We start from the raw sequence: 14,614 nt of genomic DNA on the forward strand, positions 1-14,614 counted from the left end.
CAAGAGCCACGGCCGGGAACGCCGACGGCCGTACGGCGAGGAGGTCGTCCCCTCCCGCCGTACGGCCGTTGTCGTGGTCCGTCAGGACGCGCTGCAGGTCAGTGTCGGCGTGGCGGCGGTGCCGTTGGCGACGAAGCCGAAGGTGGTGGAGGCGCTCGCGCCCAGGCCGCCGTTCCAGGACTCGTTGCGCACGCTGACGGAGGAGCCGGAGCCGGACTGGAGGCCTCCCCACAGCTGGCTGATGGACTGGGAACCGGGCCAGTTCCAGGTCACCGTCCAGCCCCTGATCGCCGAACTGCCCGCGCGCACCGTCACAGTGGACTGGAACCCGCCGGTCCAGGAGTTCACGGTCTGCATCGTCGCGGTGCACCCGCCCTGGCCCGGCGGAGGCGTGAGCGTGGGGCTGGGGCTGGGGGACTGCGGGCTCGACGGGGACGGAGAGACGGGGCCCCCGCCGTCGGGCGCCACGGCCCGTCCGGTGGACGGCGAGATCATGCCCGGGCACAGGTTGCGGCTGCGGAGGTTCGCGGCGATCTGGGGGATGGCGGCGACGGTGGTGGCGTACTGGTCGTGCATGAGGATGATCTGGCCGTTCTGGAGCTGGCTTGCGGCCTGCACGATCTGGGTGGTGCTGGCGCCGTTCCAGTCCTGGGAGTCGACGTCCCAGAGGATCTCTTTGAGGCCGAGTTGCTGTTCGATCGACTTGAGGGTGGAGTTGGTCTCGCCGTAGGGCGGGCGGAACAGTTTGGGTGCGGAGCCGGTGGCCTGCTGGATGGCCTGCTGGGTCTGCTGGAGTTCGGACTGGATCTGGGAGCTGCTCATCTGGGTCAGGTGGGGGTGGGTCCAGCTGTGGTTGCCGACCCACATGCCCGCGTCGATCTGGGCTCTGACCAGGGAGGGGTTGTTTTGGGCGTTTTGTCCGATGTTGAACATGGTGGCCCGCAGGCCGTTGGCCTTCAACGTGTTCAGCAGGGTGGTCGTGTTGCTGGGGTTGGGGCCGTCGTCGTAGGTCAGGCCGACGTATCCGGCGCTGCAGTCGGCCGCGCTCGCGGGTGCGGCCGACAGGGCCACGCCCGCGAGCGCCGCGGTCAGAACGCCCGCGATCGCGGTGGCGAGCGTTCTGCGTAAGTTTGTACGTCTTGCGATGGGCGCGGTGCTGTCGGCCATGTCTGCTCCTCCGATCGGGGGAGGGCCGGGCGGCGCGAATCGGCGGTAGGGGAGCGCCGCCGAGGCCCCCGGGGGTTCGCCGGAGGATCATTCTGGGAACAGATCCTGAAACGTGTCAAAGATCGACTGAAAAGTTTCGAATCGATGAACCGATAAAAGAGGGTCTGTAATGCTGAAAGCCCAATGAACCTTTCATGCCGATGAGGCTGTGCCCGGCGACTCTGCGATGCCCGCAGGGCGGCCCTGCCCCAGCGGGCCCTCAGACGCGCGACGGGCAGCGCGGGGAACGCGGCGCGCTGGCCGGCCTTCCGGAGCCGCCCGGGAGGCGAAGCCCGGACGGACTCCGGAGAGCCCACGAGCATGGTCAGGCGGGGACCTTGTCGAGGAAGCCGTACACGTTCCGGATCCGGCCGTCCTCGGCGAGCGCCACGACGTCGAAGCCGATCACGACCGGCTCGGCCGCGCCTTCCGGGCCGAGGTGCCAGGTGAAGCGCGCGGTGTCGTGGTGGCCGTCCACGGGCCCGCCCAGGGTGAAGACGAACCCGGGGAACATCTCCTGCGCGCCGGCGATCACCGCGGCGATCCCGTCGTGCCCGGTGACGGCGGCCAGCGGGTCGGTGTAGCCGCCGTCCTCGGTCCACAGTTCCGCCACCGCCTTCGCCCTGGCCTCGGTGTCGCGCTCGTTCCAGGCGGCGACGTAACGCTCGGCCAAGGCGGTGTAATCGGTCATTGTCCACTCCTTCGGGGATTTCCTCCGTGACGACACGTGAACGGTGTCACGGAGGCCCGAGGGGAGGCGATTACGCGGGAGGTAAACCTAAAGGCCCAGGGTCTCCTTGCGCAGGTGGGTCTTCAGCACCTTGCCGCCGGGGTTGCGCGGCAGTTCGGTCTCCCTGAACCAGAACCGCACCGGCACCTTGAACGCCGCGATGCGGCCGCGCAGGAACTCCTGGAGCTCCTCGTCGGTGGCGCCGGCGCCCTGCTTGAGGCGTACGACCGCGCCGACCTGCTCGCCCAGCTCGTCGTCCGGGATGCCGATCACGGCGGCGTCGTCCACGGCGGGATGCTCGAACAGGGCGGCCTCGACCTCGGCGCAGTAGACGTTCTCGCCGCCCCTGATGACCATGTCCTTGGCGCGGTCGACGATGTAGACGTAGCCGTCCTCGTCGATGCGGGCCAGGTCGCCCGTGTGCAGCCAGCCGTCCACGAACGTCTCCGCCGTGGCCTCCGGGCGGTTCCAGTAACCCATGATCACGATCGGCCCGCGCATGCACAGCTCGCCGACCTCGCCGGGCGGCAGCTCGGTGCCGAGCGGGTCGCAGACCTTGACGTCCACGACGGCGAGCGGCAGCCCGATGCTGTCGGGCTTGGCCAGGTAGTCCCCGCCGCTGTTGTAGATCGCGAGCGCCGTCGTCTCGGTCATGCCGTACCCGTTGGCGGGCGTGCGGTTGGGGAGCGTCTCGGTGATCCGCTCCAGCAGCTTCGGCGGGGCCGGGGCGCCGCCGTACGAGATGGAGCCGAGGGAGGAGACGTCGTGCTTGTCCAGGTCGGGGTGCGACAGCAACTGCCAGGCGTTGGTCGGCACGCCGCTCATCACGGTGACCTTCTCGCGCTCGATGAGCTCCAGTGCCCGCTTGGGGTCCCACTTGTACATCAGCACGAGCCCGCCGCCGCTGAACATCGTGGTCATCAGTACGGCGAAGCACCCGGTGACGTGGAAGAGGGGCACGGTCAGCAGGGTGATCCTGCGCTTCTCGGCCGCCGCGGCCACGTCCCGGCCGGCCATCGCCACCGTGCGCATCATCGCGTACGCGACGGTCATCGGCGCCTGGCCGAGGTTGCGGTGGCTGCCGAGGGCGCCCTTCGACCTGCCGGTGGTGCCGGAGGTGTAGAAGATCGTGGCGGGGTCGTCGGGGCCGACGTCGACCTGCGGCAGCGTCACGTCGGGCCGGACCTCGCCGAGGACCTCGCCCCAGTTGGTCCCCTCGCCGCGGGTGACGATCATCGGCAGGCCGCTGCCGGCCATCCGGGCGGCGCGCTCGCCGTCGGCGATCACGACCTTGGCGCCCGAGTCGCTCAGGCCGTACTCCAGCTCCTGCTCGGTCCACCAGGCGTTGAGCGGCACGGCCACCGCCCCGGCGGCGAGCACGGCGGAGAAGGAGATGATCCACTCGGGGTAGTTGCGCATGGCCACGGCGACGCGGTCGCCCCTGCGTACGCCGTAGTCGTCCACGAGGCGGTTGGCGAGCGTCGCGGCCAGCCGGAAGTGCTCCTCGTACGTGATCCGCTCGTCCTCGTAGACGACGAACACCTTGTCCCCGTGGAACCGGGTGATCTCCAGGAGGGCGCGGAAGGTCGCCGGAGCGTGCTTCCATGCCCGGATCTTGTGACCGCCGACCTCGACCTCTTCCATCTCGAAGAGCTGCCCGGGCGCCGTGAGCTGGGCCTGGACCTGTTCGTTCGTGATCGTCATGCTGGCGCACTCCCGGATTCGTTCGTTAACCGGAGGTTTCACGATACCGACCGGTAGGTACGTCGGCTAGATGTCCATCCCTCGGAACGCTGCTTGCATGCTCATGCTTTGCGATGCATACTCTCTCTACACCAGCAAGAACATGAGGTCTCCTGCATGATCATGCAGGGATCGCGGAGAATCGGGGGGCGCGGATGAGGGCGGCCATCGCCGGAGCCAGCGGCTACGCGGGAGGAGAGCTGCTCCGCCTGCTGCTCGGCCACCCCGCCGTCGAGATCGGCGCGCTGACCGCCGCGTCCAGCGCGGGCACCAGGCTCGGCGCCCACCAACCCCACCTGCCGTCGCTGGCCGACCGGGTGATCGAGCAGACCACTCCCGACGTGCTCGCCGGTCACGACGTCGTCTTCCTCGCCCTCCCGCACGGCCAGTCGGCCGCGGTCGCCGCCGAACTCGGCGACGGCACGCTCGTCGTCGACTGCGGCGCCGACTTCCGGCTGACCAGCGCGCAGGAGTGGACAGCATTCTACGGCGGGGTCCACGCCGGCACGTGGCCCTACGGCCTGCCCGAGCTTCCCGGCCAGCGCGAGGTCCTGCGCGGCGCCCGGCGCATCGCCGTCCCCGGCTGCTACCCGACGGCCGCGACGCTGGCGTTGTTCCCCGCCTTCGCGTCCGGGCTGGCCGAGCCCGACGTCGTGGTCGTCGCCGCGAGCGGCACATCCGGAGCCGGCCGGGCGCCCAAGGCCAACCTGCTCGGCAGCGAGGTCATGGGCTCGGTCAGCGCGTACGGTGTGGGCGGGGTGCACCGGCACACCCCGGAGATGGAGCAGAACCTGTCGGCGGTCGCCGGGCGGCCGGTCCGGGTGTCGTTCACGCCGACCCTCGCGCCGATGAGCCGCGGCATCCTCGCCACCTGCACGGCTCCCGCCGCCTCCGGCGTCACCCCCGCCGCGGTGCGGGAGGCGTACGAGACGGCGGTGAAGGACGAGCCGTTCCTCCACCTGCTGCCCGAGGGGGTCTGGCCGGCGACAGCGATGACGGTCGGGGCCAACACCGCGGTCCTGCAGGTCACCCTCGACGAGCGGGCCGGGCGGATCGTCGCCGTCGTCGCCATCGACAACCTCACCAAGGGCACCGCGGGCGGCGCGATCCAGAGCGCCAACCTCGCTCTTGGCCTTCCGGAAGAAGTCGGCCTTCCCACCAATGGAGTCGCCCCGTGACCACGATCGTCCCCTGTGAGGAGCGCGCATGAGCGAGCGAAGCGAGCGAATCGTTAAGCACAGCGCGATTCGCGAATGCGAACTCGAGCCGTCAGGCGAGGGGGCGGCATGAGCGTGACCGCACCGCTTGGCTTCCGCGCCGCAGGAGTCGCCGCCGGGATCAAGAGCGGCGGCGCCCGCGACCTGGCCCTGGTCGTCAACGACGGCCCCTCGCGTGCCGCGGCCGGCGTCTTCACCCGCAACCGCTTCAAGGCCGCGCCCGTCCTGTGGTCGACCCAGGTTCTGAGCGGCGGCCGGGTCAGGGCCGTGGTCCTCAACTCCGGCGGCGCCAACGCCTGCACCGGCCCGCTGGGCTTCCAGGACACCCATGCCACCGCCGAGAAGGTGGCGGAGGTCCTGGACGACTCCGCGGCCGAGATCGCCGTCTGCTCCACCGGCCTGATCGGTGAGCGGCTGCCGATGGACGCGCTGCTCGGCGGCGTGGGGACCGCGGCCGCCCAGCTGAGCCGCGACGGCGGCCTGGCGGCGGCCGACGCGATCCGGACCACCGACACCGTCAGCAAGATCTCCTTCCGCCGGGGCGAGAGCGGCTACATGGTGGGCGGCATGGCCAAGGGCGCCGGGATGCTCGCGCCCGCGCTCGCCACGATGCTGTGCGTGCTCACCACCGACGCCGACCTCACGTCCGAGGAACTCGACACGGTGCTGCGCAGGGCGACCTCGGTGACGTTCGACCGGCTCGACAGCGACGGATGCATGTCGACCAACGACACCGTGCTGCTGCTCGCGAGCGGCGCGTCGGGCGTGCGCCCCGACCTCGCCGAGTTCGAGAAAGTCGTCACCGCCGTCTGCGCGGACCTGTCCCGGCAGCTTCTGGTCGACGCCGAGGGCGCCTCGAAGGCGATCGCCATCGAGGTCGTCGGCGCGGCGTCGGAGGAGGACGCGGTGGCGGTGGGCCGTGCGGTGGCCCGCTCGAACCTGCTCAAGTGCGCGATCCACGGCGAGGACCCCAACTGGGGCCGGGTGGTCAGCGCGGTCGGCACCACCGACGCCGTGTTCGACGCCGAGCGGGTCAACGTGGCGGTCAACGGCATCTGGATCTGCCGCGGCGGCGCGGCCGGAGACGACCGTGCCAAGGTCGACCTGCGGCCCCGCGACGTGACCATCACCATCGACCTGTCCGCCGGCCCGCACACCGCGACCGTGCACACCACGGACCTCACGGCGGCGTACGTGCACGAGAACTCGGCGTACTCGTCATGAGCGTCAGGCGGAACGGCGCCCTGGACAAGGCGCACACCCTGATCGAGGCGCTGCCCTGGCTGGCGCGTTTCCACGGCGCGACCGTCGTCATCAAGTACGGCGGCAACGCGATGACGGAGGAGCACCTGCGGGCCAAGTTCGCGGCCGACGTGGTGTTCCTGCGCTACGCGGGCCTGCGGCCGGTGATCGTGCACGGTGGCGGCCCGCAGATCCAGTCGCACCTCGACCTGCTCGGGATCGACAGCCACTTCGTGTCCGGGCTCCGGGTGACCACCCCCGAGGCGATGCAGGTCGTCCGGATGGTCCTGGTCGGCCAGGTCAACCGCGACGTGGTCGGGCTGATCAACGGGCACGGGCCGTTCGCGGTCGGCATGTCCGGCGAGGACGCCCACCTGTTCACCGCCGAGCGCAAGCACGTCGTGGTGGACGGCGTCAAGGTCGACATCGGCCAGGTCGGTGAGATCGTCCGGGTCGAGGCCGGAGCCGTGCGGGCTCTGCTGGACGACGGCCGCATCCCGGTGGTGTCGTCCGTGGCCCGCGGCGAGGACGGCGGGATCTACAACGTCAACGCCGACACCGCCGCGGCCGCTCTCGCCGTGGCGCTCCAGGCGTCGAAGCTCATCGTCCTCACCGACGTCGAGGGACTGTACGCCGACTGGCAACCTCCTGCCGAAGGCGGGGAATCAGGCTCGGGTGAGGAGGTCGTCAGCCGGATCAGTGCGTCCGAACTCGCCGCGTTGCTGCCCTCGCTGTCCAGTGGCATGGTGCCGAAGATGGAAGCATGCCTGGCTGCCGTGCGCGGCGGCGTCCCACAGGCCCACGTGCTCGACGGGCGGGTGCCGCACGCGCTGCTGCTGGAGGTCTTCACCGACGAGGGCATCGGGACGATGGTCGAGCCCGACGACGCCGTCCCGGCGGTGCGGGACAGGATGGGGGCGACGGCGGAGGGCGCCGCGAACGGGGAGGTTGCCAGGTGACCACCAACGACGAACTGCGCGCACGCTTCGAGGCGGCGTTCATGCGCAACTACGGGGTGCCGCCCGTCGCCATCGCCCGCGGTGAGGGCTGCGCCGTCTGGGACGTGGACGGGCGCCGCTACCTCGACCTCATCGGCGGCATCGCGGTGACCTCGCTCGGCCACAACCACCCGGCCCTGGTCGAGGCGGTGTCCCGGCAGGCGGCCACCCTCGCGCACAGCTCGAACCTGTTCCTGCACGAGCCCGAGGTGCTGCTCGCCGAGAAGCTGCTCGCCCTGCTCGGGGAGCCCGCGCGGGTCTTCCTCGCCAACTCCGGCACCGAGGCCAACGAGGCGGCAGTTAAGATCGCCATCAAGTACGGCAAGACCCACGGCCGCGGCTACATGGTGGCGGCGGAGAACGGCTTCCACGGCCGCACGCTCGGCGCGCTGTCGCTCACCGGCAAGCCCTCGATCCGCGACCAGTTCGGGCCGTTCCCGCTCGATGTGCGGTTCGTCCCGTACGGTGACGCGGACGCGCTCAAGAACGCGGTGACCGAGGACTGCGCGGCGGTGTTCCTGGAGCCCACCCAGGGTGAGGCCGGAGTCGTCCCGCCGCCCGAGGGCTACTTCCGGGCCGCCAGGGAGATCTGCTCCGCAGCGGGCGCGCTGCTCGTGGCCGACGAGATCCAGTCGGCCATCGGCCGCACCGGGCACTGGTTCTCGCACCAGGCGGAGGGGGTCGTGCCCGACGTGCTGACGCTGGCCAAGGGCCTCGGCGGGGGCCTGCCGATCGGAGCCTGCATCGGCTTCGGCGAGGCCGGCGAGGTCTTCGCCAAGGGTGACCACGGCTCGACCTTCGGCGGCAACCCGGTCTCGTGCGCGGCGGCGCTCGCGGTGCTGGAGACGATCGAGCGCGACGGACTGCTCGGTAATGTCGTGAAGGTGGGAGCGCTGCTGTCCGAGGGCATCGCCGCCGTGCGGCATCCGTTGCTCAAGGGGGTCAGGGGGCGCGGGCTGTGGCTGGCCGCCGTGCTCACCGCGCCGAAGTCGGCGCAGGTGCAGGCGGCGGCGCAGGAGGCCGGTTTCCTCGTCAACGCCCTTCAACCCGACGCGGTACGGCTCGCGCCGCCGCTTGTGATCACCGAGTCCGACGTGCAGACCTTCCTCGACGCGCTGCCCGGCATCCTGGAGGCCGCGAATGCCTGAGAACGACCTCGTGAACCCCGCCCCCGGCCGGAGCCAGGGCGGTGATATGGGGCGGGTGAGGCAGGGCGCGGACCCGGCGCGGGTGAGGCAGGGCGCGGACCCGGCGCGGGTGAGGCAGGGCGCGGACTCGGCGCGAGTAAGACACTTCCTGCGGGACGACGACCTGTCGCCGGAGGAACAGGCGCAGGTGCTCGACCTCGCCGAGGCGATGAAGAAGGACCGGTTCGGCTACCGGCCCTTCGAGGGCCCTCGCACGGTCGCCGTGCTGTTCGACAAGCCGTCCACCCGCACCCGGGTCTCTTTCACGGTCGGCGTCGCGGAGCTGGGCGGCCAGCCTCTGATCATGGACCTCGGCACCTCGCAGATGGGACGCGGCGAGCCGATCGAGGACACCGCCCGGGTGCTGTCCCGGCAGGTCGCGGCGATCGTGTGGCGGACGGCGGGTCAGGAGCGCATCGAGGCGATGGCGGCCCACTCGTCGGTGCCGGTGGTGAACGCGCTGACCGACGAGTTCCACCCCTGCCAGATCCTCGCCGACCTGCAGACGATCCGGGAGCACAAGGGCTCGCCGCGGGGCCTCACGCTCGCCTACCTCGGCGACGGCGCCAACAACATGGCCCACTCCTACCTGCTGGGCGGGGCCACCGCGGGCATGCACGTCCGGATCGGCGCGCCGGTGGGCTACCTGCCCGACGCCCTGGTCATGGAGCGGGCGGCCGAGATCGCGGCGGTCACGGGCGGGTCGGTCACGGCGGTGAGCGATCCGGAGGCCGCGGTGGCCGGGGCGCATGTCGTCGCGACCGACACCTGGGTGTCCATGGGCCAGGACGGCAAGGACGAGCGGGTCGCCGCCTTCGCCTCCTACCAGGTGACCACGGCCCTGCTCGGCCTGGCGGACCCGGACGCGATCGTGCTTCACTGTCTCCCGGCGTATCGGGGATTGGAGATCGCCGCGGACGTCATCGACGGGCCGCAGAGCGTGGTGTGGGATCAGGCGGAGAACCGGCTGCACGCCCAGAAGGCGCTGCTGCACTGGCTGGCGACGCGGGGTGCGGAGGGGTCGTGACCATCCCGCTGACCAAGGCGGCCCGGCACGCGCGCATCGTGGAGCTGCTGACCAGGCACAAGGTCCGCTCGCAGCCCGAGCTGGCCAAGCTCCTGGCGGAGCAGGGAGTGGAGGTCACCCAGGCCACGCTCTCCCGCGATCTCGACGAGCTGGGCGCGCTGAAGCTGCGGGCCGACGACGGCACGCTGGTCTACGCGCTGCCCGGCGAGGGTGGGGGACGGATACCGCTCTACCGGACCGGTGCCGCCAACGGCTTGCCGGAGAACCCCGACGCGCGGTTGCGGAGGATCGCGGAGGAGCTCCTGGTGTCGGCCGAGGCGTCGGCCAACCTCGTGATCCTGCGTACGCCCCCGGGAGCGGCACAGTTCCTCGCCTCGGCGATCGACCACGCGGGCTGGGAGTCCATCCTCGGCACGGTGGCCGGCGACGACACGATCCTCGTGATCAGCCGTGATCCGACCGGGGGGCAGGCGCTGGCGGAGTCACTGCTCAACCTGGCCACCCGCCGCCCGCCCGACGTGACCAGGCACAAGCTCGCCGTCGAGGTTCGTGACCACGGCGGTGAGAAGCAGGAACCATGACGGACAGGGCCGGCTCCCGTGCTCGGGCGAAGCCGGCGCGCCGGCGGCCATCCCCTTCCTCGCCGGGCGGACCGGCGCGGAGGCCGTGGACGTCGGCCGGCGCGGCGAGGACATGAAACGCGATCCGTCAGCCGGGCGCTCGGCTGCGGTGCGTGAAGTCGGTGGTGGGGGAGGCCCGCGAGGAGATCGCCGCGGAGAAGGGCCGCCGGCCGACGTCATCGGGAGATCGCCCCACTCGACGGACCAGAACGAAATCGCGGCCGCGCGGGACGCCCGCCAGGCCTGATTCACCCGGCGTACGCCCCGGTTCCGGTGCAGGGACCGGGGCGTATGTCGGCTAAGGTCGCGGATTAGTCCCGCAGAAGGATCCGCGTGAAGGATTCGCGCCGAAGGTTCGTCCGAGAAAACCGGAGAAGGCGCAAGGATCCATGGACGGCGGCCCCGGGCGGGAACGGCGGGCGGTCATCTTTTCGGCAGCGACTCGAATATCGGAGGGAGAAGACGGTGGCGGACAACAAGCCGATGCGGCTCTGGGGTGGCAGGTTCGAGGGGGGACCCGCGGACGCCCTCACGCGCCTGTCGGTGAGCGTGCAGTTCGACTGGCGGCTCGCGCCGTACGATCTGCTGGCCTCGCGCGCGCACGCGCGCGTGCTGCACCGCGCCGGGCTGCTGACGCAGGAGGAGCTCGACCGCATGCTGGGCGCGCTCGACGACCTCGACCGGGCGTGCCGCACCGGGGAGTTCCGCCCCACCGTGGCCGACGAGGACGTGCACACGGCGCTGGAGCGCGGTCTGCTCGAACGGCTCGGCTCTCTGGGCGGCAAGCTCCGCGCGGGCCGCAGCCGTAACGACCAGATCGCCACCGACCTGCGCCTCTACCTGCGTGACCACGTCCGCGTGATCGTCTCCCGGCTCGTCGAGCTGGAGACCGCGCTGATCAGCCAGGCCGAGGAGAACGCCGACGTCGCCGCCCCCGGCATGACACACCTGCAGCACGCTCAGCCTGTGTCGTTCGGCCATCAGCTTCTCGCCCACGTCCACGCGCTCACCAGGGACGTGGACCGCCTCCGGGACTGGGACAGGCGCGCCGCGGTCTCGCCGCTCGGCTCGGGTGCGCTGGCCGGGTCCTCGCTGCCGCTCGACCCCGCTGCGGTCGCCGCCGAACTCGGGTTCGACGCCCCCGCGCCGAACTCGATGGACGCGGTGGCCGACCGCGACTTCGCGGCCGAGTTCCTGTTCTGCGCGGCGCTGATCGGCGTGCACATCTCCAGGCTCGGCGAGGAGATCGTGCTGTGGGCCTCGCAGGAGTTCCGGTGGATCGAGGTGGACGACGCCTACTCCACCGGCTCGTCGATCATGCCGCAGAAGAAGAATCCCGACGTCGCCGAGTTGGCCAGGGGCAAGAGCGGCCGGCTGATCGGTTCGCTGATGTCGCTGCTGACGACCCTCAAGGGCCTGCCGCTCACCTACAACCGCGACCTGCAGGAGGACAAGGAGCCGGTGTTCGACGCGGTCGACACCCTGCTCCTGGTGCTCCCCGCCGTGTCGGGCATGGTCTCCACCATGCGCGTGAACAAGGCCAAGCTGGAGGCCAGCGCGCCCGACGGATTCGCCCTGGCCACCGATCTCGCCGAACTGCTGGTCCGCCGCGGGGTGCCCTTCCGCGAAGCGCACGAGGCCGTCGGCCACCTCGTGGTGTGGTGCCAGGTGAACGACAAGGACCTCGGCGAGCTCACCGATGACGAGCTGGCCAAGGTCTCGCCGCACTTCGCCGTCGACGCCACCGGTGCGAGCGTCCGTGACGTGCTGAACGTGCACGGCGCGCTGGCCGCCCGCAGCGCCTTCGGCGGCACCGCGCCCGACCGGGTCCGCGACCAGATCGCGAACCTCCGGGAGGTCGTCGACGGTCAGGCGGCATGGGCGAGCGAGAACTGATCGAGGACGTCGCGGGCGCCCCGCTCGGCCGCGACTTCTTCGACCGCCCTTCGGACGTGGTCGCCCCCGACCTGCTCGGCCGCGTGGTCGTGCACGGGTCGGTGGCGGTGCGGCTGAGTGAGGTCGAGGCGTACGGCGGGCCGGGGCAGGACCCGGCCTCCCACACCTACCGGGGACGCACTCCGCGCAACTCGGTCATGTTCGGGCCGCCGGGGCATCTCTACGTCTATTTCACGTACGGCATGCACTATTGCGCCAATCTCGTGTGCATGCCCGCGGGCACCGGCTCGGCCGTCCTGTTACGTGCCGGCGAGGTGATCGCGGGCGTGCACACCGCGCGCGTCCGGCGTATGCCGCACGCAGACGGCCCGGACCTGAAGGGGATGGTGCGGCGCGTCCCGGATCGCGACCTCGCGCGTGGGCCGGCCCGGCTCGCGGTGGCGCTCGGCCTGGTCCGGGAGCACAACGGGACGGACTGCTGCTCCGGCGGCCCGATCCAGGTGCACGAGGGCCGGCCTGCGCCGTCGGACCAGGTCAGAACGGGTCCTCGCACCGGAGTGTCGGCGGGCGCCGAGACGCCCTGGAGGTTCTGGATCGACGCTGACCCCACCGTCTCGCCGTACCGCGCGCACGTTCCGCGGCGCCGAGGCCGCGCCACGAGCTGACGCGCCGGTATGAAGTGGCGATAAGGTTCCGTGATCAGGCAGGCTTGTACGGAAGCCCGTACATCCACCATTCGATAAGCGAAAGCCACGACCGTGACCGCAACTTCAGGCAACCTCGTGCCGACGTCGGAGATGGCTGACATCATCGACGAGCTCGAGTGGCGCGACGTGATCGCGCAGACGACCGACATCGACGCGCTGCGCAAGGCGCTGGCCGACGGTCCGATCACCGTATATGCGGGCTTCGACCCGACCGCACCCTCGCTGCACGTGGGCAACCTGGCCACGCTGCTCATCCTGACCCGCTTCCAGCGGGCGGGCCACCGGCCCATCGGTTTGGTAGGAGGTGCGACCGGTCTGATCGGCGACCCGAGCGGCCGCAGCACCGAGCGGGCGCTGAACTCCAGCGAGATCGTCGCCGAATGGGTGTCGCGAATTCGCGTGCAGGTCGAGAAGTTCCTGTCGTTCGAGGAGGGACCGACAGCGGCCACGCTGGTCAGCAACCTCGACTGGACCGCGAACCTGTCGGCGATCGACTTCCTCCGGGACGTCGGCAAGCACTTCCCCGTCAACCGCATGCTGGCAAGGGAGTCGGTTTCCGCCCGGCTCGCCGGCGAGGGGCTCAGCTACACCGAGTTCAGCTACCAGATCCTGCAGGCCAACGACTACCTGGAGCTGTTCCGGCGGCACGGATGCACGTTGCAGCTCGGCGGCAGCGACCAGTGGGGCAACATCACCGCGGGCGTCGACCTGATCCGCCGGGTCGAGGGCGGCCACGTCCACGCGCTCACCGGCAAGCTGATCACCAAGGCCGACGGGACGAAGTTCGGCAAGACGGCAGGCGGGGCGATCTGGCTCGATCCCGCGCTGACCTCGCCATACGCGTTCTACCAGTTCTGGCTGAACGCCGACGACCGCGACGTGGTGCGTTTCCTCAAGGTCTTCACCTTCCGGACACGGGAGGAGATCGAGGACCTGGAGAAGGCCGTGGCCGAGCGGCCGGCGGCCCGGGAGGCGCAGCGCGCCCTGGCCGAGGACCTGACCACTCTGGTCCACGGCTCCGACGAGCTGGCCCGGGTGATCGCCGCTTCGCGCGCGTTGTTCGGCCAGGGCTCGCTGGCCGAGCTCGACGCCCGCACACTGGAGTCCGCTCTCGCCGAGGTGCCCAAGGCGGTCGTGTCAACCCTGGGAGCCCCGTACGTCGAGCTGCTCGCGCAGAGTGGCCTGGTGGAGTCGAAGTCCGCGGCGCGCCGGGCCGTCAAGGAGGGCGGCGCGTACCTGAACAACACGAAGATCACCGATGAGGAGTACGTGCCCTCGGCGGACGATCTGCTGCACGGCCGCTTCCTCGTGTTGCGCAGGGGCAAGAAGACGGTCGGCGGCGTCGAGGTCGCCTGAACTTCCGTACCGAGCAGCCGCTTCGGCCTCAGGCCGAGGCGGCTGTTTCATGGTCAAAAGTCGTTGTGACGTAGGTAACAATCGTATGACGTCGACAGCGGCCGGCGCCGGAAGTTCCCGTCTGACCTAGGGTTTCGGCCATCTCGGCGTGATTTGACGGCCGAGTCGGCGTTGCCTAATGTTTTCTTCGCCCCCGGGGAGAGCGGGACGCCGAGAGGCGGCCGGACCCCGACGGGCAAGCCACTCTGACAACCACCCAGACGAGGCGTCCACGTCGAGTCCGGGTCGTCCGTGGCGCGGCCAGACCGGAAGGTTTGACGCGAGGCGGGCGAGGGTTTAAGATGGAGTGGTTGCCCCGAGAGGGGTGGTCACTCTAACAAGAGCATCGGCCGAGATCGCATGGCTCTCAAGGCCTGCGGCGCGGCGATCGTCGTAGAGTCGGCCGAACGGAAGTCATCGCCCTGGATCTCGGGACTCCTTGGTGGGTTTCGGGTGATGGTGGTCGCGTCCGTTTCTTGAGAACTCAACAGTGTGCTAAAAGCCAGTGCATGAATCATGCATGACCCCGTCATAGCGGCACTTTTGTGGTGTCGGTGACGGATTCCTTTGACGGCATCCTTCTTTAGCTGGGGGGTGTCGGCCAGGGAGATTTCTTCAAGCATTGTTTGGAGAGTTTGATCCTGGC

13 protein-coding genes are annotated in these 14,614 nt (G+C 70.4%); 9 read left to right on the forward strand and 4 right to left on the reverse strand.

Translation table 11 applies throughout. The features are described from left to right. Window positions 1-81: 81 nt before the first annotated feature. The 3 genes from ABZ857_RS29195 to ABZ857_RS29205 form a co-directional block, all read right to left on the reverse strand. Entirely contained in the window at window positions 82-1,167 is a 1,086-nt protein-coding gene (locus ABZ857_RS29195; protein ID WP_357048760.1) for a polysaccharide deacetylase family protein, read from the reverse strand. A 364-nt stretch (window positions 1,168-1,531) separates the two neighbouring features. Continuing rightward, window positions 1,532-1,897 carry a nuclear transport factor 2 family protein gene (locus ABZ857_RS29200; RefSeq protein ID WP_357048763.1) on the reverse strand — a complete coding sequence of 122 codons (366 nt, stop codon included), beginning with the start codon at window positions 1,895-1,897 and terminating at the stop codon, window positions 1,532-1,534. Between the two features lie 87 nt (window positions 1,898-1,984). Beyond that, complete coding sequence (locus tag ABZ857_RS29205; RefSeq protein WP_357048766.1) at window positions 1,985-3,640, reverse strand: class I adenylate-forming enzyme family protein; 1,656 nt, start codon at window positions 3,638-3,640, stop codon at window positions 1,985-1,987. Window positions 3,641-3,834: 194 nt separating this feature from the next. Here ABZ857_RS29205 and argC point away from each other — a divergent pair, with 194 nt between their 5' ends. From argC to tyrS, 9 genes are all read left to right on the forward strand, one after another. After that, window positions 3,835-4,857, forward strand: coding sequence for an N-acetyl-gamma-glutamyl-phosphate reductase (argC, locus tag ABZ857_RS29210; RefSeq protein ID WP_357048769.1), 1,023 nt, complete (start codon window positions 3,835-3,837; stop codon window positions 4,855-4,857). A 108-nt stretch (window positions 4,858-4,965) separates the two neighbouring features. After that, a complete protein-coding gene (gene argJ / locus ABZ857_RS29215) occupies window positions 4,966-6,120 on the forward strand; it encodes a bifunctional glutamate N-acetyltransferase/amino-acid acetyltransferase ArgJ (protein ID WP_357048772.1) in 1,155 nt (384 codons plus the stop codon). Beyond that, on the forward strand, window positions 6,117-7,097 hold the full coding sequence (gene argB / locus ABZ857_RS29220; protein ID WP_357048775.1) for an acetylglutamate kinase: 981 nt from the start codon (window positions 6,117-6,119) through the stop codon (window positions 7,095-7,097). The genes argJ and argB overlap by 4 nt, the downstream gene beginning before the upstream one ends. 41 nt (window positions 7,098-7,138) lie before the next feature. Beyond that, window positions 7,139-8,284 (forward strand): acetylornithine transaminase, encoded by a 1,146-nt coding sequence (locus tag ABZ857_RS29225; protein WP_357048811.1) that lies wholly within the window; start codon window positions 7,139-7,141, stop codon window positions 8,282-8,284. Beyond that, window positions 8,277-9,350, forward strand: coding sequence for an ornithine carbamoyltransferase (gene argF / locus ABZ857_RS29230; RefSeq protein WP_357048777.1), 1,074 nt, complete (start codon window positions 8,277-8,279; stop codon window positions 9,348-9,350). Before ABZ857_RS29225 ends, argF begins: the two co-directional genes overlap by 8 nt. Then, window positions 9,347-9,931, forward strand: coding sequence for an arginine repressor (locus ABZ857_RS29235; protein WP_357048780.1), 585 nt, complete (start codon window positions 9,347-9,349; stop codon window positions 9,929-9,931). Before argF ends, ABZ857_RS29235 begins: the two co-directional genes overlap by 4 nt. Before the next feature lie 522 nt (window positions 9,932-10,453). Then, window positions 10,454-11,866, forward strand: a complete 1,413-nt coding sequence (gene argH / locus ABZ857_RS29240) for an argininosuccinate lyase (protein WP_357048814.1) — start codon at window positions 10,454-10,456, stop codon at window positions 11,864-11,866. Further along, window positions 11,848-12,531 (forward strand): DNA-3-methyladenine glycosylase, encoded by a 684-nt coding sequence (locus ABZ857_RS29245; protein ID WP_357048783.1) that lies wholly within the window; start codon window positions 11,848-11,850, stop codon window positions 12,529-12,531. Before argH ends, ABZ857_RS29245 begins: the two co-directional genes overlap by 19 nt. Before the next feature lie 132 nt (window positions 12,532-12,663). Then, the gene (tyrS, locus tag ABZ857_RS29250; RefSeq protein WP_357048817.1) at window positions 12,664-13,929 is read left to right on the forward strand and encodes a tyrosine--tRNA ligase; all 1,266 of its coding nucleotides are present in this window, start codon (window positions 12,664-12,666) and stop codon (window positions 13,927-13,929) included. 368 nt (window positions 13,930-14,297) lie between these two features. Here the strand turns inward: tyrS and ABZ857_RS29255 are convergent. Next, window positions 14,298-14,614: hypothetical protein (locus tag ABZ857_RS29255; RefSeq protein WP_357048786.1), on the reverse strand; the 317-nt coding region annotated here is incomplete at its 5' end.

Source organism: Microbispora sp. NPDC046933 (assembly GCF_040644635.1).
GTDB lineage: Bacteria > Actinomycetota > Actinomycetes > Streptosporangiales > Streptosporangiaceae > Microbispora.